Below are 22941 nucleotides of genomic sequence, written 5' to 3' on the forward strand. Positions count from 1 at the left end.
CCTCCTAGTCGACCGCCTAAGGGCGATAAAAACAATTCCGTCTCGCGGTTGCCGCGCGACAAAGATCAACGCAGTTTGTTTGTAAGGCTGGTCGAGTTTCTGTCGCCTGGTCCGGACTCGACAGCAGAGCTGATCGAAACATTGGCTGACGCCGAGCACCGTGAGCTGATCGAGCCCGAGTCGCGGGTCATGCTGGAAGGTGTGATTCGGATGGCCGACATGACTGCAGGCGACGTCATGGTGGCCGTGCGGCGCATGGACTTGCTCGACATTGACGCGCCATACGACGAGATTCTGGGGCAGGTTATCGACACCGGTCACTCCCGTTTTCCTGTTTTTGAGGGGTCGCGGGACAACATCATTGGCATCTTGCTTGCCAAGGACTTGTTGAAGCTTCAGCGTGCCCCCGAGTTGAACGTGCGCACCTTGTTGCGACCTCCCGAGTTCGTGCCCGAATCAAAGGGGCTGAACGAGTTGTTGCGTGAGTTCCGCTCCAATCGCAGTCACTTGGCGGTGGTCATTGACGAGTTTGGCAAGACGGCCGGTCTGATCACCATCGAGGATGTCCTGGAAGAGATCGTGGGCGAGATCGAAGACGAGTTCGATGAAGAGGACCGACAGTCGAGCATCTTCACCTTGGCCGATGGCAGTCAGCGGGTGGCTGGTGATGCCCCGATCGAAGAGGTGAACCAAACTTTTGGTACCCAACTACCCGAAGAAGACTTCGACACGATTGGCGGGTTGGTGTCGCACGAGTTGGGGCATGTGCCGCGACGTGGTGAGCAGGTTGATTTGGGTGGTTTGCGTTTGGTCGTGATGCTGGCTCGTGGTGGTTCGGTGCGTTGGTTCAAGGCGACGCGTCTGACTGAAGCATCGGATACGGCTGAATCTTGATGTTGCGTGTTCTGTCCGTTCGTATGGCTGCGTTGCTCGCGGTTGCCGGTGGCGGGCTTCATGCCTTATCGCTGTCTCCTTGGTGGGCTGCGCTTGCGCCGTGGATGCCTGCGGTGGGCCAGTCTGTTGCTTTGGTGGGGCTGCTGCGCCTTTTGGCTGGCGCGGCGCGGCCAGGTCAGGCTGCGCTTGTAGCTTGGCTTTATGGGGCTGCCTGGCTGGTTGGGGCGACAGGCTGGATGTACGTCAGCCTGCATCGTTACGGTGGGCTGCCGGCTTGGGTGGCTGGCGGGGCGGTTGTACTGCTTTGCCTTGCTTTGGCCGGCTATATGGCGGCGCTGGGCTGGCTATGGTTGAGGCTAAGGCTTGGCTCTTGGTGGTGCGATGCCATCCTTTTTGCAGCACTGTGGTTGCTTTGTGAGTTGGCGCGTGCGCTCATCCTCACCGGGTTTCCGTGGGGTGCAAGTGGCTACGTGCTGCTGGACACCCCCTTGATGGCATTGATACCGTGGGTCGGTGTTTACGGTGTGGGTGCGATTTGGGCGCTGTTGGTGGCCTTGCCGGTGTTCGCAACCTTGAGCGCGCGGACCGTAACCAAATGGGTGACGCTGTGTTGCGTGGTGATGATCGTGGGTGGCCTGCAGTCTGCAGGTAGCGGGCACTTTACCCGACCTCATCGGTCGCCGTTGACCGTGTCGCTGCTGCAAAGCAATGTTCCGCAGGACGAAAAGTTCGTGATGGAGCGGCAGGTGGGCATGTTGCTTTGGCATGCTCAGACCTTGCTGTCTGCGCCGGGGCAGTTGGTCGTGGCGCCTGAAACGGCCATCCCCTTGCTGCCGAGTCAGTTGCCGGAGGGCTATTGGAGTCAGTTGTCGGCAGGCTTCAATGCGCCGGGGCGGCATGCGCTGATTGGTGTGCCTCTGGGGGATTTTCGGCAGGGTTACACCAATTCGGTGGTCGGTTTGTCTGCGGCGGCAGGTCGGTTGGCCGACGGTCAGTATCGTTACGACAAGTACCACCTTGTGCCGTTTGGTGAGTTCATCCCGGATGGATTCCATTGGTTTGTTCGCATGATGAACATGCCTCTAGGGGATTTTTCACGCGGACACTTGGGTGCGTCGTCCTTCTCGGTAGACGGGCAGCGTGTTGCCCCGACCATATGCTACGAAGATTTGTTCGGCGAGGAAATTGCTCGTCGTTTTCTTCAGGCGGATGTTGCGCCGACCATGCTCGCCAATGTGAGCAATCTGGCGTGGTTTGGTGAGTCGGTGGCAATTCACCAGCACCTGCAGATCGCCCGGATGCGCTCCCTCGAGTTTCAGGTACCCACCATTCGAGCGACCAACACGGGCGCGACGGTGGTCATTGATCACGCGGGGGCCGTGTTGGCCAATTTGACTCCCAACACACGTGGCGTACTGACCGCTACGGTGCAAGGCATGGCCGGCGTCACGCCCTTTGCGTGGTGGGCCGCCCGTTTCGGGTTGTGGCCTTTGGTCGCAATCAGTGTGTCGTTCTTGGTGTGGGCCATGTGGATGCAACGACGTGCCGTGAGCAATGGCTCATCCATTTAATAGAATCGAGCTTTTGTATGCCCGTTTTCGCATGCGGGCAGGCAATTGCACATCAATGACTTATCGGCGCCAGCGGCCAGATGCCGGATGGCGCCTTTCAAAGGCAAGACCATGCTGACTTTCCAGCAACTGATTCTGCGTCTTCAAAGCTACTGGGATGCCCAGGGCTGCGCGCTGCTGCAACCCTATGACATGGAAGTCGGGGCCGGTACCAGTCACACCGCTACGTTTCTGCGTGCCTTGGGCCCTGAGCCCTGGAAGGCTGCTTATGTTCAGCCGAGCCGCCGCCCCAAGGATGGTCGCTACGGCGAGAACCCCAACCGCCTGCAGCATTACTACCAATACCAAGTGGTGCTGAAGCCCGCGCCTGCCAACATCCTGGAGCTTTATCTGGGGTCGCTGGAGGCTTTGGGTTTTGACCTGAAAAAGAACGACATCCGTTTCGTGGAAGACGACTGGGAAAACCCAACCCTGGGCGCTTGGGGCTTGGGCTGGGAAGTCTGGCTGAACGGGATGGAGGTGACTCAGTTCACCTACTTCCAGCAAGTGGGCGGCATCGACTGCAAGCCCATCACCGGCGAAATCACCTATGGTCTGGAGCGTTTGGCCATGTACCTCCAGGGCGTGGAGAGCGTGTACGACTTGGTCTACGCGCCGGGCGTGAAGTACGGTGATGTGTTCCACCAGAACGAAGTGGAACAGTCGACGTACAACTTTGAGCACAGCAACGTGGAATTCCTGCTGGGTGCTTTCACCAACTACGAAACCCAGGCCAAGTACCTGATGGAGCAGCAGTTGGCCTTGCCGGCTTACGAGCAAGTTCTCAAGGCGGCGCATACCTTCAACCTGCTGGATGCGCGCGGCGCGATTTCCGTGACCGAGCGGGCGGCCTACATCGGTCGCATCCGCAATCTGGCGCGCAGTGTGGCGGCCAGCTATCTGGACAGCCGCGCCCGTCTGGGCTTCCCCATGGCCCCGAAGGCCTGGGCTGACGAAGTGATCGAACAACTGAATAACAAGAAGGTGGCCTGATCATGAGCACCGCGAATCTCCTCGTCGAACTGTTTGTGGAAGAGTTGCCCCCCAAGGCACTCAAGAAGCTGGGTGAGTCGTTTGCCAATGTGTTAGCCGACAGCCTGAAGGTACAAGGTCTGGCGCCTGCTGCTGCCGTGGTGACGCCCTTTGCATCACCGCGTCGCTTGGCTGTGCATGTCACCGATGTGGCCGCGAAAGCGGAAGATCAAGCCGTTCAGCAAAAGCTGATGCCGGTATCGGTGGCCCTTGATACCCAAGGTAACGCCACCCCTGCGCTGGTCAAGAAGCTGGCCTCTATGGGGTTGGATGCAACCGTGGTGCCGCAATTGAAGCGCCAGCCTGACGGCAAGGCTGAGGCCTTGTTCCTCGACAGCATCAAGGCCGGCGCCACCCTGTCGGAAGGGCTGCAAAAGGCGTTGGATGAGGCGCTCGGCAAGCTGCCCATCCCCAAGGTCATGACTTACCAGTTGGAGCAAGGTGAGGACGCTGATTTCCAGCCGGGTTGGACCAGTGTGAATTTCGTGCGTCCGGCCCACGGCCTGGTCGCGCTGCATGGCCTGCAGGAAGTGCCTGTGGCCACCTTGGGCTTGAAGTCGGGGCGTAGCACGCAGGGTCACCGTTTCGAGGCGCGAGTCAACCCGGTGATCATCACCACGGCGGATACCTATGCAGATCAACTGCGCCACGAGGGTGCCGTGATCGCGAGTTTTGCCGAGCGTCGTGCCGAGATCGTGCGCCAGTTGGCCCAGGCCGCTCAGAAGGCTGGCACAGGTCTCAAGCCCATTGAAGACGACGCCTTGCTCGATGAGGTCACCGCCTTGGTGGAACGCCCGAACGTGCTGATTGGTCGTTTCGAGGAGGCCTTCCTGGAAGTGCCTCAGGAGTGCCTGATTCTGACGATGAAGGCCAACCAGAAGTATTTCCCCTTGCTGGATGCCTCGGACAAACTGACCAACCAGTTCCTGATCGTCAGCAACATTAGCCCCGAAGACCCCAGTGCGGTCATCGGTGGCAATGAGCGTGTGGTGCGTCCGCGCCTGGCAGATGCCAAGTTCTTCTTCGACCAAGATCGCAAGAAGACACTGGAGTCCCGTGTCGCCGGGTTGGCCAAGGTGGTATACCACGGCAAGCTGGGCACGCAAGGTGAGCGCGCTGAGCGTGTGCGGGCCATTGCCCACGCTGTCGTCAATCAACTGAGTCTCGGGACCGTGCCATACACCGTCGATGTCAGGGATCACTTCGCCGTGCTCGACAGCAAGGCGCAGCAGGCCGCTCGCTTGGCCAAAACGGACTTGCTGACCGACATGGTTGGTGAGTTCCCTGAGTTGCAAGGCATCATGGGCGGTTACTACGCTCGCCACGAAGGCTTGCGTGACGGGGTTGCCATCGCCATTGAGGATCACTACAAGCCGCGCTTTGCGGGCGACAGTCTGCCTCGTAACCACACGGGTGAGGTCGTGGCGCTGGCCGACAAGCTGGAAACACTGATTGGTTTGTTCGGCATCGGTCAGCTGCCGACCGGGGACAAGGATCCGTTCGCGCTGCGTCGTCATGCCCTGGGTGTGATCCGCATCCTGGTTGAGAAGAACCTGCCGCTGTCGCTGCCTGCCCTGATTGGCGCGGCCGTGCCGGCCTTTGGTGAGCTGATCACCAACCCGACCGAGCCACTGCTGGTGTTCTTCTCGGACCGCTTGGCTGTTTCGCTGCGTGAGCAAGGCTATAGCGCTCAGGAGGTCGATGCCGTGCTGGCTCTGCAGCCCGAGCGTCTGGGTGAGGTTCCGCGTCGCCTGGCCGCTGTGCGCGCCTTTGCAGCGCTGCCTGAAGCCGCAGCGCTGGCTGCCGCCAACAAGCGCGTGGGCAACATCCTCAAGAAGGCGGATACCGCTGTGGAGGCCAAGGTCGATGCGGCCTTGCTGAAGGAAGTCGCTGAAGCCGCGTTGTATTCGTCGCTGCAAGAGGTGGCGCCCAAGGCTCAGGCGGCGTTCGAGCAGGGTGACTACACCGCGTCCTTGCAGGCCTTGGCGGCACTGCGCGGGCCGGTCGATGCCTTCTTTGACAGCGTGATGGTGAACGCGGATGATGCGGCCTTGAAGGCAAACCGTCTGGGCTTGCTGGCGAGCCTGCATCAGGCGATGAATCAGGTCGCCGACCTGTCCAGACTGGCGGCCTGATCTTGTCGGTACGACCCCACCACCCCGGAGAGGGTATGAAGCTCGTCATCCTCGACCGCGACGGTACGATCAACCATGAGCGCGAGGACTACATCAAGTCCAGCGACGAGTGGGTGCCTTTGCCCGGGGCGCTGGAAGCCATTGCCCGCCTCAACCATGCTGGCTGGCATGTGGTGGTGGCCACCAACCAGTCCGGGATTGGGCGAGGCTTGTTTGACATGGTGGCGCTCAACGCCATGCATGCCAAGATGAACCAGCTGCTGTCCCGGGTCGGTGGGCGAGTGGAGGCTGTATTTTTCTGCCCCCACACGCCAGAGGATCACTGCACCTGTCGCAAGCCTGCACCGGGCTTGTTCCAGATGATCGGTCAGCGTTTCGGTTGCTCGCTCGAGGGCGTGCCGATGGTTGGCGACTTGCCGCGTGATGTGCTGGCGGCGCAATCGGTTGGCTGTGAGCCCCACCTGGTGCGTACCGGGCAAGCAGCATCCATGACCGATGCAGAGTTGCTTGATCTGCGGCAGCGCGTCCCCGATCTGACGATTCACCCTGATCTGTCGTCCTTTGCTGACTTCGTGATCCTGAGGGACCGTCACGCCCATGGCGAAGATTCACCTGTGGCCACCCACATGGGAGAGCTCACTTGAGCGAAACGTCGCCTGTTCAGTTAGGGCTATGGGCTCAAGGCGGTGACGAGGAGCGAGCTTCTGGAGCACCGGCCGGACAGGCACTTTTCAGACACCCTCGTGCTGAGCGCGAAATCCAGTTCGGCAAGGCGCTGGTGGGTTATGCGGTTGAGCGGGCCAGGCGCCGCAGCATCGGCATGGTGGTCGGCGTCGAAGGGCTGACGGTTCGCGCACCCCGTTGGGTGTCATGGTCTGATATTGAAACTGCATTGCGCGCTAAAGAGCGATGGATTTGCGCCAAGCTGCACGAGCAGCGTGAGCGGGCGCATCGTCAGCAGGCGGCAAGAATCACTTGGCAGCATGGCGCGAGGGTGCCATTCATGGGGGGCTTGGTCGAGGTCTCAATGGTGCCTGCATCGAGTGCCGGTGTGGATGACGCGTGCGCGATGGCCCTGAGTATGGCGCCGGTTGCGGATGCGGGATTGATGGCCATGCCGCAGCAGCAGATTGGTGTCTTGACGGACGTTTCTGCCGAGGCTGTTCGTCACCAGGTCCATGTTTGGCTGAAGAACGAGGCGAAGCGCTATTTCGCGCTCCGTGTGCAGTACTTTGCCGAGTTACTTCACGTCGATGTCAAGCAAGTCAGTCTGTCGTCAGCCAAGACACGATGGGGTAGTGCCAGTGTTGACGGCTCCATCCGGCTTCACTGGCGCTTGATTCATTTTGGGCAGGATGTGATTGACTACGTGGTGGTGCACGAACTGGCGCACCTCCATGAAATGAACCATAGCCCGCGCTTCTGGGATGTGGTTCGCTCCGTGATGCCGGACTATGAAGGTCCCCGGGGGCAATTGCGCCGCGCAGTGTTGCCCGAATGATCTGAGCCGAATTCGATCAGGTCCGCTCAAATCGCCACACGCCGTCGGCATCTAGCCATCGGCGCAATGCGCCTCGATGCCACAGGTAGTTAAGGTGCGCGATGGCCTCGCCCATTGCGAACGTGGTCTGGTGCAAGTCGAGTTCGCGCTTGAACAGCACGGGCAACATGTCGGCAGCGGTGGCCGGGCCGTTTGCGCAGGCCGACAGCACGTCATCCAGTCGTGCCCGGTGGTGGGCATGCAAGGCCTCAATCCGCGCATGCACGCCTTTGAACGGCAATCCATGCGATGGCAGTGCCAGTGTGTCTGATGGCAGGTCACGCATCCTGTCCAGTGAGTCGAGGAACAGGCCCAAGGCATCGGCTTCCGGCTCCATGTCGACCACGCTCACATTCGTTGAGATGCTGGGGAGCAGCATGTCGCCCGAAATCAGGACGCCATCTCGTTCGCAGTACAAGGCAATGTGCTCAGGGCTGTGTCCATAACCTGCGATGCAGCGCCACTTGCGGTGACCGATGTGGATGAGTTGACTGTCCATCATCCGTCTGAACGTTGTGGGGACGCTGGGCACCATGGATGCGTAGTAACTGCCCCGTTCCCGGATTTTTTCAACCCCGTCGGCATGTTGCATGCCATGGCTGAAAAAGTAGGCTGCCGCACGCTCGCCACCATAGCCGGTGGTTTCTTTGGATGCCACCATGGCGGCCAGGTGGTCTGTCGCACTCATCCACAGGCGTGCGGGTACATGGCTGCTGAACTGCTGAATCAGCCAATCGGCATTGCCCACATGGTCTGGGTGCATGTGGGTAGACAGAACGCGGTGCAAAGGGCGGCCACTCAGCGGGCCTTGCCACAGGGATTCCCAAGCATCCTGAACGGTTGGTGTGGCAACACCTGTGTCCACGATCGACCACACCTGTTGGTTGCGTTCATCTTGATCGTCCAGCGCCCACAGGTTGATGTGGTTTAGCGCGAAGGGGAGGGGCATGCGAATCCAGTGCAGGCCCGGCATCAAGGTTTGGACTTGACCTGTGGGCGGCTTGGCATCGCCCCATGGGTAGGTCAGTGGGACGTGGCTGGTCGACTGGGTACTGCGATCTGGCATGTGACACGGATTTGAACGATTGCCGTGCATTGTGCCGCGTCAAGGGATGTTGTGTCGGATATCAGCCTGAGGGCGGGGGCATTTGCTCGAACTTGAGTGAGGGCTGTCTACACTCTCGGTATGAAACTGCATCAACTCTTTGACAAGAACCGGGCTTGGGCTCGAGATATCGAGCGTCGTACCCCGGGCTTCTTTTCCAGGCTGCAGCAGCAACAGTCGCCCGAATACCTGTGGATTGGTTGTAGCGACAGTCGGGTGCCTGCCAATGAAATTTGCGGGCTTTTGCCGGGTGAGTTGTTTGTGCATCGCAACGTGGCCAACGTGGTGGTGCACTCTGACCTGAACTGCCTGTCGGTGATGGAATACGCCATCGACATGCTCAAGGTCAAGCACATCATGGTGGTGGGGCACTATGGTTGTGGTGGTGTGCGAGCGGCCATGGATGACCTCAAGATCGGCATCGTGGACAACTGGATTCGTCATGTCAAAGACGTTCGTAATCAGCACCTCGACTGGCTGATGGCCTTGCCTGAAGGGCAGCGTCGATACGATGCCCTGTGCGAACTCAATGTGTTGCAGCAGAGCTTCAATGTGTGCCAGACCACCATGGTCAATGAGGCTTGGGCGCGTGGACAGCAGGTCGTTGTTCACGGCTGGGTATACGGCTTGCATAATGGGCTGATCAATGACCTCAGCATGACGGTGTCAAGCCCGGAAGACGTGGCGCCAGTGTTTGCAGAGGCTTTGGCTCGCTTGCGCGAACGCTACGCGGACATGGTCTGATTACCTCAGCAGGACTTCACGATGTTTCCCCAACAGCTCACCGACTCACGCGTCTTTGAAATTGCCAAGGCGTTGCTGGACGGCTTCGATCGCCACTACAAGATCTTCAGCGAAACCAGCGCACAGTCCAAAAAGCGGTTTGAGGAGGCCGACTGGCACAGTCAGCAAACCGCTCAGCGTGTGCGGATCGAGTTCTATGACTTGCGCGTGGATGAGGCGGTCGAGCGCCTGGAGCAGGAATATGGTGCCAGCACCTTGCCGATGGCCGTGTGGCACCAGATCAAGCTGTTCTACATCGGTCTGCTGACGGGGCACCGGCAGCCAGAGCTGGCCGAAACCTTCTTCAATTCGGTCACGATCAAGATCCTGCACCGCAAGTACTACCGCAACGACTTCATCTTCGTGCGGCCTGCGGTGTCCACCGAATACATCGACGACGACGATGGTGTGGCAGGCGGTACCTTCCGTGCCTACTACCCCACGCGTGAGAACCTGCAGGAGATGCTCAAGACCATCGTCGAAAGCTACGAACTGAATGTTCCATTTGACGATCTGGATCGTGACATCAGCTTTGTCTACGAGGCCTTGATCGAGCAAATTGGCAACGTGCGTCTGCGGACAAATTTCCAGATTCAGGTGCTGAATTCGTTGTTCTATCGGAACAAGGGCGCGTACATCGTTGGCAAGGTGATCAATGGTTTCCGCAGCTTGCCGTTTGCCATACCCATCCTGCACAACTCCAAGAGCCGTCTGTACATTGATGCGGCCTTGTTTGGGGAAGATGACCTGCTCGCGCTGTTCAGCTTTGCTCGCGCGTACTTCATGGTCTACATGCCGGTGCCATCCGCTTACGTGCAGTTCTTGCGCACGTTGATGCCTCGCAAACCACGTGGGGAGCTCTACAGCGCCATCGGTTTGCAAAAGCACGGCAAGAACCTGTTCTATCGCGACTTCCTGTTTCACCTGAAGCACTCAAGCGACAAGTTCCGCATTGCCCCGGGCATCAAGGGCATGGTCATGCTGGTGTTTGACCTGCCGTCCTACCCCTTTGTGTTCAAGGTCATCAAGGACTACTTCCCGCCGCAGAAGGAGACCACCCGCGAAGGCATCATGGGCAAGTACCAGCTCGTGAAGCAGCACGATCGCGTGGGGCGCATGGCGGACTCGCTGGAGTTCACCAACGTGGCGTTTCCGCGCCATCGCTTTGACGATGAGCTGATCGAAGAGCTGAAGAAGTTCGCGCCCAGCGTGATGGAAGAGGATGAGGACGGCCAAGTGCTCGTCATCAAGCATCTCTACATCGAGCGCCGCATGATCCCGCTGAACATCTATATCCAGGAGGCCACAGGCGAGGCACTGGAGCACGCGGTCATTGAGTATGGCAATGCGCTGAAAGACTTGGTGGCAGCCAACATCTTCCCGGGGGACATGCTGTGGAAGAACTTTGGCGTGACCCGCAACGGCAAGGTGGTGTTCTACGACTACGATGAAATCGAGTACGTGACTGACTGCAACTTCCGCAAGGTGCCTGCGCCGCGCAATGAGGAAGACGAGATGTCAGGTGAAATCTGGTACTCGGTTGGGCCGCACGATGTGTTCCCAGAAACCTTCGGGCCGTTCTTGCTGGGCGATCCGCGCGTGCGTGCGATTTTCATGAAGCACCATGCCGATTTGCTGGAGCCCGAGTTCTGGCAGCAGCATAAGGAACGCATCAAGCAAGGCTATGTGCATGACGTCTTCCCCTATGACAGGGGGCGTCGTTTCATTCACAAGATTCAGGCTGAGGCCATGGCAGTCCACGAGCCTTCGGATGACGATGCGCCAGTGGAAGAGCCTGTCGACATCCCTCATCCTCCCACTGGCGTACACGATCAAGGCACGCTCAGTGGCTTCAGCGCTGGTGGCACCACCAGCGCCGATTGAAGCGCCTTACCAGAAGCGCCACCAGGCCTTTTTCTTGGTCTGGCTGGTTGCTTCGGCCGAGTTCTCGCTCAGGTATGTGCTGCTGGGAAAGCTTTGCTTGAGCACGCGCAAGGCGTCGTCACGAAGCGGTGTCATGCCAAGCTGGTCGTAAGCCTGAGACATGATGTACAGCGCTTCTTCAATGGCTGGGGACTGTGGGTAGTCCTTGACGGCCTGTTGTGCGCGGTTGGCTGCGGCGAGGTTGGCGCCACGACGCAGGTAGTAGCGCGCCACGTGCACTTCGCCGGCGGCCAGCGAGTTCACGATGTGGTTCATGCGCAGGCGCGCGTCGGTCGCGTACTTGGATTGCGGGAAACGGTCCGTCAGTTGCTTGAAGGACTCGTACGCGTCCTTCGAGGCCTGCTGGTCACGTTCTGCAATGTCCTGGCTGGCCAAGCGACCGAACAACCCCAAATCGTCATTGAAGTTGATCAGACCTTGCAGGTAGTAGGCGTAATCCAGCGCGGGGCTGGTGGGGTGCAGACGGATGAACCGCTCCAGCTTGGCTAAAGCCTGAGCCTTCTCGCCTGTCTTGTAATAAGCGTAGGCCAAGTCCAGTTGAGCTTGCTGAGCCAACAGCGTGCCAGACCCTCGGGCTTCGACCTTTTCCAGCTTCTTGATGGCGGTCTCGTAGTTGCCGTCAGCTTGGTCGTCTTTGGCGTCTGCGTACAATTTGTCCGGGCTGATATTGGCAAACTCGTCTTGCGGTGCAGAGCCGCAGGCAACCAGGGCCGCACTCATTGCTAAAGCCAGCATGCCGGCGCGGCTGCCGCGCAGGTTGCCCCAAGTGGTGTTTGTCAGCAGTTTCACGTTGAATTTCTCGCGGATCCGGTCCGCATAAATTAGTCGCCACAGAGCGCCAGAATGCGCAGAGTATAGAAGGCCTGTGCACCTCTTTTTCACCTTCCAGCAGATTCCCTCATGGCTCGTCGTTCTCCATCCAAGGCTGCGGCCGCTTCCACCGCTGCGCAATCCCCTGAATTGCCCGTGAGTGAGTTGGCCGCCAGCCCTTCATTGACAGACGAAGCAGAGGATTGGGAGGAGCAGGGGGATGAATCGCCCGCCGCCCAAGACGCAACAGAGTCATTGACTGTCGAGGCTTCCGAGCACGGCATGCGCCTGGACGCCTTTATCGCGTCGCGAATTTCGGCGTATTCGCGCAGTCACCTCAAGAGTTTGATTGAAGAGGGTTGTGTGACTGTGGTCGGCTCGGTGCAGTCTTCGCCATCTCGCAAAGTCGTGGCTGGGCAGCTTGTGGCCGTGAAGATTCGCCCCACGGCGCAAAGCATGGCCTTTGTGGCAGAGCCGATGGACTTGTCCATCGTTTACGAAGACGCTGACTTGCTGGTGGTGAACAAGCCAGCTGGTTTGGTGGTTCACCCAGCCGCGGGGAATTGGACAGGCACCTTGATGAACGGATTGTTGGCCCATCACCATGGGGCAGCGAGCCTGCCGCGTGCCGGTATCGTGCATCGACTGGACAAAGACACCAGCGGTTTGATGGTCGTGGGCAAGACGCTGGAGGCTGTGACCTCGCTGAGTCGCGCCATTGCCGCCAGAGAGGTGAGTCGCCAGTATCTGGCGTTGGTTCACGGCGAGGTACCTGAACTGTTCAGCGTGAATTCGTCCATTGGGCGGGATCCGGTGACACGCGTCAAAATGGCCGTGGTGCCCTCTGGTAAGCCGGCGAAAACCGATGTCAAGCGCTTGTTGGTGGGAGAGTGGTCGCTTGAGCAAAAAGCAAAATCGACCTCGCAGTTTCCACCCAGATTGTTCAGCGGGGTGCTTTGCACCCTGCATACCGGGCGCACCCATCAGATTCGGGTGCACCTGAGCAGCCGAAAGCACCCTCTGGTCGCAGATACCATGTATGGAGGGGGCGAGGCGTTGGGCATGACCCGTCAGGCCCTGCATGCGGCGCGGTTGGCTTTTGTGCACCCCAGAACAGGTGAGGCCTTGCGTTTTGAGGCTGCGCTGCCTGACGACATGGCGTGCGCTTGGGCAGAATTGGAAAAGAGCGTGACAGATCCTTCTTCTGGTGCATAATGAGCGCCAAACCAAAGATCGGTGCGATCGGTTTGGGCTGGCTAGGCCGCCCTTGATGTGTCCTCGCTCCATAGAGAGCGCCGACATTGCCTCGCTGACGAGGTTCCTGTTCTGACTTGATGCCCCGTTTTCCCCTATCCGGTGGATGCGACGAAAGCGGGTTGTTTGCCGGGTTTGATCGTCGGCAGTCGATTCGGGCCGCTATTTCATAGCAGCTCACTCACGATTGAAGAGATGGAAGTCCTCAATCCTCAGGATGCCTTGCGCATTCTTGAAGCAGCTCTGCTTTGCGCGCAGCAACCGCTGACCGTGCGGGATATGCGTCAATTGTTTGGCGATGCCATGTCGGCGGATTCCGTGCGTCAAATGCTGGGTCAATTGACTGAGCAATGGGATGGCCGTGGTGTCGAATTGCGTGAGACCGCGTCAGGCTGGCGTTTTCAGACGCGGCCTGATGTCCAGATGCATCTGGATCGATTGCACCCCGAGAAGCCCCCCAAGTACTCTCGGGCGACGCTGGAGACTTTGGCGATCATTGCCTACAAGCAGCCTGTGACCCGAGGGGACATCGAAGACATTCGGGGCGTGACCGTGAGCTCGAACATCATCAAGCAGCTTGAAGACCGCGGCTGGGTGGAGGTGATCGGGCACCGTGACGCGCCCGGGCGTCCTGCCTTGTTTGCGACCACGAGGCATTTTCTGGATGACTTGGGCCTGGCCTCGCTGTCGCAGTTGCCGACGCTGGATGGATTGCCTGTCAGCCAAGGCTTGTTGCCGGGGCTGGATGAATTGGTTGGTGGATCATCAGAATCTGGTGAGCTGTCCGACGTGACTGCAGATGCGTCTGCCGAGTTGTTGCCGCAAGCAACTGAAGACAATGCCGCTGCGTCCGAGGACGGGGTGGATCTTTCAACTGAATCATTGCTGCCAGGTGCGACGTTTGTTGCATCCGATGAAGAGGGCAGCGACTCTACTTTCTCTGCCCCATGACCACCGATAACGTGCCAATGCAAGAACCCCAAGACCCGTCCTTGGTCACCGAAGAGGTGGTCAAGCCTAAGCGCACCCGTCGCACCAAGGCCGCTGCCGATGTGGTGGCGGATGTTTCGGCAACGCCTGTCGCGGATGCGTCCCCTGATGCAGCGGAAGCTGCGCCTGCGGCCAAGCGTGCGCCCCGTCGCCGCAAGGTGGTTGAGGCGGCAGAAGGGGCTGAAGCCCCCGCAGTCGAGGCGTCTGGGTCCGCGGAAGTGCCAGTAAAGCCAAAGCGCGCGTCTCGCAAGAAGGTCTTCGCCGAGGAGGTCGGTGCGACGGAGTCGGTGCCTGTTGTTGAAGTGGCTGCGCGTGAGGATGCCGGACACGGTGTGCTTGAGTTGGCTTCTGTTGGTGGGGCCAATTCGTCTGACGGTGGTGCGGTAGAGCCGGCTGCTGGTGATGACGGTCAGCCGGGCGAGCGCCGTGATCGTGGTCGCCGTGACCGTCGTGGTCGCAGTGAGCGTGGACAACGTGGCGAACGTCGTCAGGACGACGTCGCCGTGGAGGGGGATGAAGCCTCCGCCGAAGCCCGTCCTTCGCGTCGCGTGGCCATGGCGGCCGAGCAAACCAACGAGGTGTTTGAAGAACTGGTCTCCGGTGAGTTCGACACCCAGCGTGCCGAAGAGGCCGAAGAATCCGCCACGGAAGACGGTGCCCCGTATAAGCGTGTGCTGTTGCCCGAGCCTGATGCGCCCAAGCTGCAAAAGGTGCTGGCTCAGGCAGGTGTCGGCTCGCGTCGTGACATCGAGCAAATGATCGAAGACGGTCGCATCGAGGTGAACGATCAGGTCGCTCACGTTGGTCAGCGCGTGTCGCATGGCGACCGCATCAAGGTGGCTGGCCGCCCGATCAAGGTGCGCATTGCCCCGCCCGCTGCACGCATTCTGGCGTATCACAAGCCCGTGGGTGAAGTGGTCACGCACGACGACCCTCAGGGTCGTCCGACGGTGTTCCGCCGTCTGCCTCGTCTGCAGAACGGCAAGTGGATGTCAGTGGGGCGCTTGGACCTGAACACCGAAGGCTTGCTGCTGTTCACCAACTCCGGTGAGCTGGCCAACCAGTTGATGCACCCCCGTTTCGGCGTGGAGCGTGAGTACGCTGTGCGCGTGCTGGGTAGCTTGGATGATGTGTCGCGTGAAAAGCTGCTCAATGGCGTCGAGATCGATGGCCAGCAGGCGCAATTCTTGTCGATCAGCAAGGGCGGCGGCGAAGGCGTGAACCAGTGGTATCGCGTGGTCATCACCGAAGGTCGCAATCGTGAAGTTCGCAAGCTGTTCGATGCAGTGGGCCTGACCGTGAACCGACTGATCCGCGTCCGTTACGGCGCCATCGTGCTGCCGCGCGGTCTGCGCCGTGGTGTGTGGGTCGAGTTGGGTGAGTCGGATGTCCGCGCAGTGAAGTCACTGGCTGGCATGGATCGCCCGGAAGGTGGTGCACGTGGTGGCCGTGGTCAACAAAAGCCACAGCAGCAGGGATTCAAGGGGGGTAACAAGCCTCAAGGCCCTCGTCCGCAAGGTGGTCAAGGCGGCCAGGGTGGTCAAGGCAAGCCGCTGTTCGGTGAGCAGGGTTCCCGCGGTGACCGTGGTGACCGCGGCCCCCGCCAAGGTCAGGTCCGAGATCGTCAGCCCGCAGGCGAGCATGACGACGATCTGGAATTTGCACGCATTCCCAACCCGCTGGAGCAGACCTTTGACCGTCGCTTCGTGAAGGGATCCAAGCGCATCACCTCTGGTTTTGGTCGCCCTGATCAGAATCAGGATCAACCCAGCGGCGGTGGCAAGCAAAAGGGGCCCCGTCAGCCTGATCCGCTGCAGACCTCGGTCGGCTACATCGGTGCCGACGCTTATTTCGGTAAAACTGGCGGCGGTGGACGTCGTGGCGGCGGTGGTCGAGGCCGTCGCTGATCTGAGTCGCCCAGCGCGCGAATTCACACATTCTTTCCATCATCCGGCAAAACCGGGGCAGTACAATGCTCGGTTTTGTCAAGCACTCTGAACCTGGAGAAAACATGGCTATCGAACGTACCCTCTCGATCATCAAGCCCGACGCTGTTGCCAAGAACGTCATCGGTCAAATCGTCAGCCGCTTTGAAGGCGCTGGCCTGAAGGTTGTGGCTGCCAAGCTGGTGCAACTGTCGCAAGGCGAAGCCGAGCAGTTCTACGCTGTTCACAAAGAACGTCCTTTCTTCAAGGACCTGGTGAACTTCATGATCTCCGGCCCCGTGTTCGTGCAAGTGCTGGAAGGCGAAGGCGCCATCCTGAAGAACCGCGATCTGATGGGCGCGACCGACCCCAAGAAGGCCGCTCCTGGCACCATCCGCGCTGACTTCGCTGACAGCATCGACGCCAACGCCGTTCACGGTTCCGACGCTGCTGAAACGGCTGCTGTCGAAGTGGCTTTCTTCTTCCCCGGCATGAACGTGTACAGCCGCTGAGCTGCTGCACCTCTTTAAGGCTGAAGAAGTATGGACGCCGTCAACCTGCTTGATTTTGACCTTGACGGGTTGACCGCGTACTGCGAGCAACTGGGTGAAAAGCGTTTCCGCGCCACCCAGTTGTTCCGATGGATCCATCAAAAAGGCGCCACCGACTTCGATCAGATGTCGGATCTGGCCAAATCGCTGCGCAGCAAACTTCAGGGCGTTGCCACGCTCAAGACTTTGCCTGTGATCAGCGAGCACGTTTCGTCGGATGGCACGATCAAGTGGCTGTTCGATGTAGGCGGCGGCAACGCCGTTGAAAGTGTTTACATCCCTGAGGATGATCGCGCGACCTTGTGCATTTCGTCGCAAGCTGGCTGTGCCGTAGGCTGCCGCTTCTGCTCGACGGGGCATCAGGGATTCAGTCGCAACCTCACCACGGGTGAAATCGTGGCGCAACTCTGGCATGCCGAGCATGCGTTGCGCAAGCGTCTGGGTACGACCGAGCGCATCATCAGCAATGTGGTGATGATGGGCATGGGGGAGCCGCTGCAAAACTACAGCGCCTTGATCCCTGCGCTGAAAACAATGCTCGATGACCATGGTTATGGCTTGTCCCGCCGCCGTGTGACCGTGTCCACGTCGGGTGTGGTGCCCATGATCGAGCGATTGAAGAGCGATTGCCCGGTGGCGTTGGCGGTGTCGTTGCATGCCCCGAACGATCCGTTGCGTGATGAGTTGGTCCCGCTCAATCGCAAATACCCCATTGATGAACTCTTGGCTGCCTGCAAGGACTACTTGACGGCTGCGCCTCGTGACTTCATCACCTTTGAATACTGCATGCTCGATGGCGTCAATGACACCGACGAGCATGCTCGGCAGTTGATTGCCCTGGTAAAGGGGCGTATCAACTGCAAGTTCAATCTGATCCCGTTTAATCCGTTTCCTGCATCAGGTCTTCACCGATCGGGCGCAGCACGCGTGCAAGCGTTTGCCAAGATTCTGGCCGATGCAGGCATCGTGACGACTGTCCGCAAGACGCGTGGTGATGACATCGATGCCGCCTGTGGTCAGTTGGCAGGCGAAGTTCAAGACCGTACGCGAGCGTCGGCGCGCATGTTGCGCCAGCCGGTCGCTGTCAAAGTTGCGATGCCTCGGTCGGGTGAACGCAACGGCTCGCAACATTGAGCCCGCGTCAGGCCTGTCTGACGCTCTACACTGAGCCCTTTCCTGGAGATTGCTGCATGAGTAAGCTGCGAGAGTTGTTGCTGACGGGTTGCATGCTTACGACCTTGTTGGTCGGCGGTGGGGTGATGGTGGGCTGTTCCGGGCCTGGTGGATTGACGTCGCCAACCCGCGGCGACATCGCGACGGCCTCGGATGAAAGCGAAGTTCGGCGGCGCGCACGCATTCGTCTGGAGTTGGCTGCAACCTATTACAGCCAGGGGCAGTTGACGACCGCACTGGACGAACTCAAGCAAGCTGTCACGATTGATCCGTCTCTGCCTGATGCGCATGAAATGCGCGCGCTGATCTACGATGCAATGGGTGACAAGTCTCGTGCCGAGGCCAGCTTCAAGCATGCATTGAGCCTTGATGAGCGCAACGGCAGTGTTTTGCACAACTATGGATGGTTCCTTTGTCGTAATGGTCAGTTTGCGGCAGCCGACGCCATGTTTGAGCGTGCGGCCGCATTGCCTCAGGAAGTGAACACGAGCAAGACCTTGCTGGCTCGCGGAGTCTGCCAAATGAACGCAGGGCTTTATCCTGACGCAGAAAAGACCTTGGCTCGCTCTTACGAGCTTGACCCATCCAATCCGGCTACGGCCTATAACTTGTCGGCAGTTCTGTACCGTCGCGGTGAGTTGGATCGGGCACGCTTTTATGCCCAGCGTGTCAACAGCGTGCCTGGGCAGATTACGGCAGAGTCACTTTGGCTGGCGATCCGCATTGAAAACAAAGCAGGCAACTTGAGCGCCCGTAGTGAACTTGCCGCGCAACTTCGCAGCAAGTTTCCGACGGCCCGTGAAACCAACAAACTTGAACTGGGCAGCTTCGATGAGTGAGTTGACGCCCAACATGCTGTCGACACCAGATGCCGTGCAGCGCGGGGCAGGGGATATTCTGAGGCAGGCTCGCGAGGCGCATGGGATGACCATCGAGGCCTTGTCTGCCACGATCAAAGTGCCTCCCGCCAAATTGGATGCACTTGAAAAAGGCCGCTATGACCTGCTTCAAGACCCCAACTACGTCCGTGCGCTCGCCATGACGGTTTGTCGTGCATTGCGGATCGACGCGAAGGCAGTCTTGTCTCAGTTGCCCGCAGCGCGTCAGGTGCCCCTGGTTTCTGATAAAGAACCCTTGAATCAGCCTTTCAAGGAAAGCCGCGTTGGCACAACCATGTTCGATCACGGTCGCTTGAGTTTCGCCGCGTTGATGCATCCCAAGTGGCTGGCGCCGATTGCCTTGTTGTTGGCGGCGTTGGTGATCTATTTCTTGCCGGATTCGATTGAGCTCCCTCGGTGGATGGATCGGACGACGTCTGTGGCGGAGCCTGCGGATGCCGCACCATCCGTCGCAGAGATCGCGTCTGCTGCTGAAGCAGCCTCGCAGGTTGCCTCAGCAGCGTCTCAGTTGATCCCGTCGGTGCCGTCGGGTGTGGCGTCTGCGGCTCAGCCAGCCTCTGTCGCGTCGCAGGCAGACTTGGCTGTGCCGGTTTCGGTGCCGGTGTCGGCCAGTGCCGCGTCTACCCCACGCGTTACCTTGATGCTGGATCCCGTCGCCGCTGCTGGTGCCACACCTGTGGCTTCGTCTGCCACGCCGGCAGCAGGCGGTGCACGTGCATCTGCCCAGTTGCTGACGCGACAGACTGCTTGGATTGAGGTGAAGGATGCACAGGGCGCCAAGCTTCTGTCGCGTCAGGTACAAGCCGGTGAAAGCCTCTCTGTGGATGGCGTAGCCCCGTTGGTGGTGCGTGTCGGCAATGCGCCGGCCGTGCAGTTGACCTTCAAGGGCCAGGTGGTGGATCTGGTGCCGTACACCCGCAACAACGTTGCCCGAATCGAGTTGAAATGAGTCTCCACAATCACACCCTCATCGATGTGGCCCGTCCTGCAGCGCGTCGCTCCCTGCAGGCGCGCGTGGTCTGGGGTTCTCGTGTGGTCACAATTGGTGGTGATGCGCCGGTGCGTGTGCAGTCCATGACCAACACCGACACAGTCGACGTGATTGGCACGGCCATCCAGGTCAAAGAATTGGCCTTGGCGGGCTCCGAATTGGTGCGTATCACCGTCAACACGCCAGAAGCCGCGCAGGCTGTGCCCGCCATCCGCGAGCAACTCGATCGTATGGGCATTGATGTGCCGTTGGTGGGGGACTTTCACTACAACGGGCATCGTCTGTTGACCGATTTCCCGGCGTGCGCAGAGGCCTTGTCCAAGTACCGGATCAACCCTGGTAACGTGGGTAAGGGCGACAAAAAGGATCGTCAGTTCGCTCAGATGATCGAAGTTGCCATGCGCTACAACAAGCCAGTGCGCATTGGTGTGAACTGGGGTAGTCTGGACCAAGAGCTGTTGGCATCTTTGATGGACGAAAACGCCCGCAGTGCGGATCCTTGGTCTGCGCAGCAGATCATGTATCAAGCGCTGATCAGTTCGGCTTTGCAGTCGGCTCAAGCTGCGCGCGACTTGGGCATGCCTGCCGAGCAGATCATTCTGTCTTGCAAGGTCAGTGGCGTGCAGGACCTGATCAGCGTCTACCGTGGATTGGCCGCTCGTTGTGACTATCCTTTGCACCTCGGTCTCACCGAAGCAGGCATGGGTGCCAAAGGCACTGTGGCTTCTGCTGCTGCCTTGTCCATCCTGCTGCAAGAAGGTATTGGTGACACCATCCGCGTGTCGCTCACGCCTCAGCCCGGCGAGGCCCGCACGCAAGAAGTTGTTGTGGCCCTCGAAATCCTACAAGCGCTGGGCTTGCGCACGTTCGTGCCCAGCGTCACAGCGTGCCCCGGGTGTGGGCGCACCACCAGCACGGTGTTCCAGGAATTGGCCAAGCAGATTGACGACTTTCTGCGTGCGCAGATGCCGGTGTGGCGCAGCCAGTATCCAGGCGTCGAGAACCTGAAGGTTGCCGTCATGGGCTGTATCGTCAATGGCCCGGGTGAGAGCAAGCATGCAGACATCGGCATCAGCCTGCCCGGCAATGGCGAGGCACCTGCAGCCCCCGTCTTCATTGATGGCGAGAAGGCCTTGACCTTGCGGGGCGAGGGCATCGCCCATGAGTTCCAGCAACTCGTCCAGAATTACATCGAACGCCGCTTCGGCGGGGCCACTCAGGCCTGAACCCGACAACAAGAAAAACATTTCTCATGGCAGAACTGCTTAAAGCCATCAAGGGCATGAACGACATCCTTCCGCCGGAATCCGCCCGGTGGGAGTGGCTCGAAGACAAGGTCCGCGCCTTGATGCGCCGCTACGGGTACCAAAATATGCGTACCCCCATCGTTGAGCCCACCGCGTTGTTCGTGCGTGGGTTAGGCGAGGTGACCGACATCGTCGAAAAGGAGATGTACTCCTTTGAAGACAGCCTCAATGGCGACAAATTGACCTTGCGTCCCGAGGGGACGGCGGGTGCCGTGCGCGCCATCAATGAGCACAACTTTTTGTACGAAGGCGGCAAGCGCCTGTACTACATCGGCCCCATGTTCCGTCATGAGCGTCCTCAAAAGGGTCGCTATCGCCAGTTCCATCAGGTGGGTGCTGAAGTGCTGGGGTTTGCCGGCCCTGACATCGATGCCGAACTGATCTTGATGACCGCCGCGTTGTGGCGTGACCTGGGTCTGGCGGTTGGGCAGGACGTCAAGCTGCAAATCAACAGCTTGGGTGAACCCGACGAGCGTCTGGCGCACCGCACCGCCCTGATTGCCCACCTGGAGGCACATGCCGACGTGCTGGACGAAGACGGCAAGCGTCGCCTTCACAGCAACCCGCTGCGGATCCTGGACACCAAGAATCCGGCCATGCAGGCGGTGGTTGAAGCCGCCCCCAAGCTCATCGACTTCCTGGGTGAGTCCTCGCTGGCGCACTTCTCGGCTGTCAACCAGGCGCTGGATGTGGCAGGCATTCCTTACGAGGTCAACACGCGTCTGGTGCGTGGCATGGACTACTACAACCTGACCGTGTTTGAGTGGGTCACCGACAAGCTCGGTGCCCAGGGCACAGTCTGTGGCGGTGGTCGTTATGACGGTCTGATCGCGCAGTTGGGCGGTAAGCCCGCGCCAGCGGTTGGCTGGGGTCTGGGCATGGAACGTCTGCTGCTGTTGCTGCAAGAGGTGGGTATCGCTGCTCCCTCTACGGCGCCTGATGCCTTTGCCATGGTGTTTGCTGGCACGCCCATGCCGCAGGTCCTGGCGACCCTCGAAGCGCTGCGAGCGCGGGGCGTCAACGTGGTGCTCAATCCGGCAGGCAAAGACGGCCCTGCCAGCCCCAAGTCGCAGTTCAAGAAGGCCGATGCCAGTGGCGCACGTTACGCCCTTGTGTTTGGCCCAGACGAAGTGGCTCAGGGCGTTGTGTCCGTGAAGCCGTTGCGCGAGGCGGGCGAGCAAGCGACGCGAGCCCTGTCGGAGGCTGCACAATGGGCGCCAAGCCTGCTGGTCAGCGCGCAGTCATAATCCCCATCTAACGATTTCAATCTCTTCATCGGTAACATGGCAACCTACGACCTCGAACAGCAGGAACAGCTGGATCAGTTCAAGCACTTCTGGAAACAGTACGGCAACCTGATCACCTGGGTGTTGACCTTGGCTCTGGGGGGCTACGCAGCATGGACGGGCTATCAATTCTGGCAGCAAAAGCGTGCGCAAGCTGCGGGCGGCCTGTACGAGGAACTCGATCGAGCCGCGGGCTCGGGCAACACCGAAAAAGCCCTGCAAGCGTTTGCAGACTTGAAGAAGGACTATGCCGGCACCACCTTTGCTGAGCAGGGGGCCTTGTTGGCAGCCAAGGTCGCTGCCGATCACCAGAATGCGGATCAGGCCAAGAGTGCCTTGGCTTGGGAGGTCGAGTCTGGTAAGAATGCCAACCTGGTCGCCATCGCCCGCCTGCGTCTGGCCGGCATGCAAATGGATGCGAAGGCGTTTGCCGACGCTGAAAAAACTTTGTCTGCCGAAGTGCCTGCCGAGTTCAAGCCTTTGGTGGATGATCGTCGTGGCGATATCTTGTTGGCGCAAGGCAAGAAGGATGACGCGGTTAAAGCGTATCAGTCCGCTTGGCAGCAAATGGATGCTTCGGTGGACTACCGTCGTTTCATTGAAGGCAAGTTGACTGCATTGGGACAATCTCCGGCAGCAGACCAGCCTAAGGCGGCAGAGCACGCTGCAAGCAACTAACCGCTCCTCGCTGACCCGGCGGCCCCTTATGACC

Annotated in this window: 20 protein-coding genes; 18 read left to right on the plus strand and 2 right to left on the minus strand. The window is 59.6% G+C overall.

Annotated elements, in window-relative coordinates; translation table 11 throughout:
- Window positions 1-48 precede the first annotated feature (48 nt).
- From ACOYNB_RS08245 to ACOYNB_RS08270, 6 genes are all read left to right on the plus strand, one after another.
- Complete coding sequence (locus ACOYNB_RS08245; protein ID WP_422838621.1) at window positions 49-894, plus strand: HlyC/CorC family transporter; 846 nt, start codon at window positions 49-51, stop codon at window positions 892-894.
- A gap of 23 nt (window positions 895-917) precedes the next feature.
- On the plus strand, window positions 918-2465 hold the full coding sequence (gene lnt / locus ACOYNB_RS08250; RefSeq protein WP_422838622.1) for an apolipoprotein N-acyltransferase: 1548 nt from the start codon (window positions 918-920) through the stop codon (window positions 2463-2465).
- Window positions 2466-2576: 111 nt separating this feature from the next.
- Complete coding sequence (glyQ, locus tag ACOYNB_RS08255; RefSeq protein ID WP_422838646.1) at window positions 2577-3497, plus strand: glycine--tRNA ligase subunit alpha; 921 nt, start codon at window positions 2577-2579, stop codon at window positions 3495-3497.
- Window positions 3498-3499: 2 nt separating this feature from the next.
- Complete coding sequence (gene glyS / locus ACOYNB_RS08260) at window positions 3500-5671, plus strand: glycine--tRNA ligase subunit beta (RefSeq protein ID WP_422838623.1); 2172 nt, start codon at window positions 3500-3502, stop codon at window positions 5669-5671.
- A 35-nt stretch (window positions 5672-5706) separates the two neighbouring features.
- Complete coding sequence (gene gmhB, locus ACOYNB_RS08265; RefSeq protein ID WP_422838624.1) at window positions 5707-6315, plus strand: D-glycero-beta-D-manno-heptose 1,7-bisphosphate 7-phosphatase; 609 nt, start codon at window positions 5707-5709, stop codon at window positions 6313-6315.
- Window positions 6312-7172 (plus strand): M48 family metallopeptidase, encoded by an 861-nt coding sequence (locus tag ACOYNB_RS08270; RefSeq protein ID WP_422838625.1) that lies wholly within the window; start codon window positions 6312-6314, stop codon window positions 7170-7172. Before gmhB ends, ACOYNB_RS08270 begins: the two co-directional genes overlap by 4 nt.
- Before the next feature lie 16 nt (window positions 7173-7188).
- Here the strand turns inward: ACOYNB_RS08270 and ACOYNB_RS08275 are convergent, their stop codons facing one another.
- Window positions 7189-8277 carry an MBL fold metallo-hydrolase gene (locus ACOYNB_RS08275; RefSeq protein WP_422838626.1) on the minus strand — a complete coding sequence of 363 codons (1089 nt, stop codon included), beginning with the start codon at window positions 8275-8277 and terminating at the stop codon, window positions 7189-7191.
- A 120-nt stretch (window positions 8278-8397) separates the two neighbouring features.
- On the opposite strand from ACOYNB_RS08275, the gene can reads away from it, so the two are divergent.
- Both can and aceK read left to right on the plus strand, forming a co-directional pair.
- Complete coding sequence (gene can, locus ACOYNB_RS08280) at window positions 8398-9060, plus strand: carbonate dehydratase (protein ID WP_374255306.1); 663 nt, start codon at window positions 8398-8400, stop codon at window positions 9058-9060.
- A 21-nt stretch (window positions 9061-9081) separates the two neighbouring features.
- A complete protein-coding gene (gene aceK / locus ACOYNB_RS08285; protein ID WP_422838627.1) occupies window positions 9082-10983 on the plus strand; it encodes a bifunctional isocitrate dehydrogenase kinase/phosphatase in 1902 nt (633 codons plus the stop codon).
- Between the two features lie 6 nt (window positions 10984-10989).
- Here the strand turns inward: aceK and ACOYNB_RS08290 are convergent, their stop codons facing one another.
- A complete protein-coding gene (locus tag ACOYNB_RS08290) occupies window positions 10990-11778 on the minus strand; it encodes an outer membrane protein assembly factor BamD (RefSeq protein ID WP_422838647.1) in 789 nt (262 codons plus the stop codon).
- Between the two features lie 165 nt (window positions 11779-11943).
- Between ACOYNB_RS08290 and ACOYNB_RS08295 the strand changes: the two genes are divergently transcribed.
- The 10 genes from ACOYNB_RS08295 to ACOYNB_RS08340 all read left to right on the plus strand — a co-directional run bounded on the left by ACOYNB_RS08295 (window position 11944) and on the right by ACOYNB_RS08340 (window position 22907).
- A complete protein-coding gene (locus ACOYNB_RS08295) occupies window positions 11944-13068 on the plus strand; it encodes an RluA family pseudouridine synthase (protein WP_422838628.1) in 1125 nt (374 codons plus the stop codon).
- 234 nt (window positions 13069-13302) lie between these two features.
- The gene (gene scpB, locus ACOYNB_RS08300; RefSeq protein WP_422838629.1) at window positions 13303-14058 is read left to right on the plus strand and encodes an SMC-Scp complex subunit ScpB; all 756 of its coding nucleotides are present in this window, start codon (window positions 13303-13305) and stop codon (window positions 14056-14058) included.
- The gene (rluB, locus tag ACOYNB_RS08305) at window positions 14055-16004 is read left to right on the plus strand and encodes a 23S rRNA pseudouridine(2605) synthase RluB (protein ID WP_422838630.1); all 1950 of its coding nucleotides are present in this window, start codon (window positions 14055-14057) and stop codon (window positions 16002-16004) included. Before scpB ends, rluB begins: the two co-directional genes overlap by 4 nt.
- Window positions 16005-16108: 104 nt before the next feature.
- The gene (ndk, locus tag ACOYNB_RS08310; protein WP_374255314.1) at window positions 16109-16534 is read left to right on the plus strand and encodes a nucleoside-diphosphate kinase; all 426 of its coding nucleotides are present in this window, start codon (window positions 16109-16111) and stop codon (window positions 16532-16534) included.
- A 30-nt stretch (window positions 16535-16564) separates the two neighbouring features.
- On the plus strand, window positions 16565-17707 hold the full coding sequence (gene rlmN / locus ACOYNB_RS08315; protein ID WP_374255315.1) for a 23S rRNA (adenine(2503)-C(2))-methyltransferase RlmN: 1143 nt from the start codon (window positions 16565-16567) through the stop codon (window positions 17705-17707).
- A gap of 56 nt (window positions 17708-17763) precedes the next feature.
- Window positions 17764-18585 (plus strand): type IV pilus biogenesis/stability protein PilW, encoded by an 822-nt coding sequence (gene pilW / locus ACOYNB_RS08320; RefSeq protein ID WP_422838631.1) that lies wholly within the window; start codon window positions 17764-17766, stop codon window positions 18583-18585.
- Window positions 18578-19594 (plus strand): helix-turn-helix domain-containing protein, encoded by a 1017-nt coding sequence (locus tag ACOYNB_RS08325; protein ID WP_422838632.1) that lies wholly within the window; start codon window positions 18578-18580, stop codon window positions 19592-19594. The genes pilW and ACOYNB_RS08325 overlap by 8 nt, the downstream gene beginning before the upstream one ends.
- Window positions 19591-20862: a flavodoxin-dependent (E)-4-hydroxy-3-methylbut-2-enyl-diphosphate synthase gene (gene ispG, locus ACOYNB_RS08330; protein ID WP_422838633.1), complete on the plus strand. Its 1272-nt coding sequence runs from the start codon at window positions 19591-19593 to the stop codon at window positions 20860-20862. The genes ACOYNB_RS08325 and ispG overlap by 4 nt, the downstream gene beginning before the upstream one ends.
- Before the next feature lie 26 nt (window positions 20863-20888).
- On the plus strand, window positions 20889-22190 hold the full coding sequence (gene hisS, locus ACOYNB_RS08335; protein WP_422838634.1) for a histidine--tRNA ligase: 1302 nt from the start codon (window positions 20889-20891) through the stop codon (window positions 22188-22190).
- A 36-nt stretch (window positions 22191-22226) separates the two neighbouring features.
- Window positions 22227-22907: a YfgM family protein gene (locus tag ACOYNB_RS08340; protein WP_422838635.1), complete on the plus strand. Its 681-nt coding sequence runs from the start codon at window positions 22227-22229 to the stop codon at window positions 22905-22907.
- Window positions 22908-22941 lie beyond the last annotated feature (34 nt).

Source organism: Aquabacterium sp. (assembly GCF_049317225.1).
In the GTDB taxonomy this organism is placed as follows: Bacteria; Pseudomonadota; Gammaproteobacteria; order Burkholderiales; family Burkholderiaceae_C; genus Aquabacterium.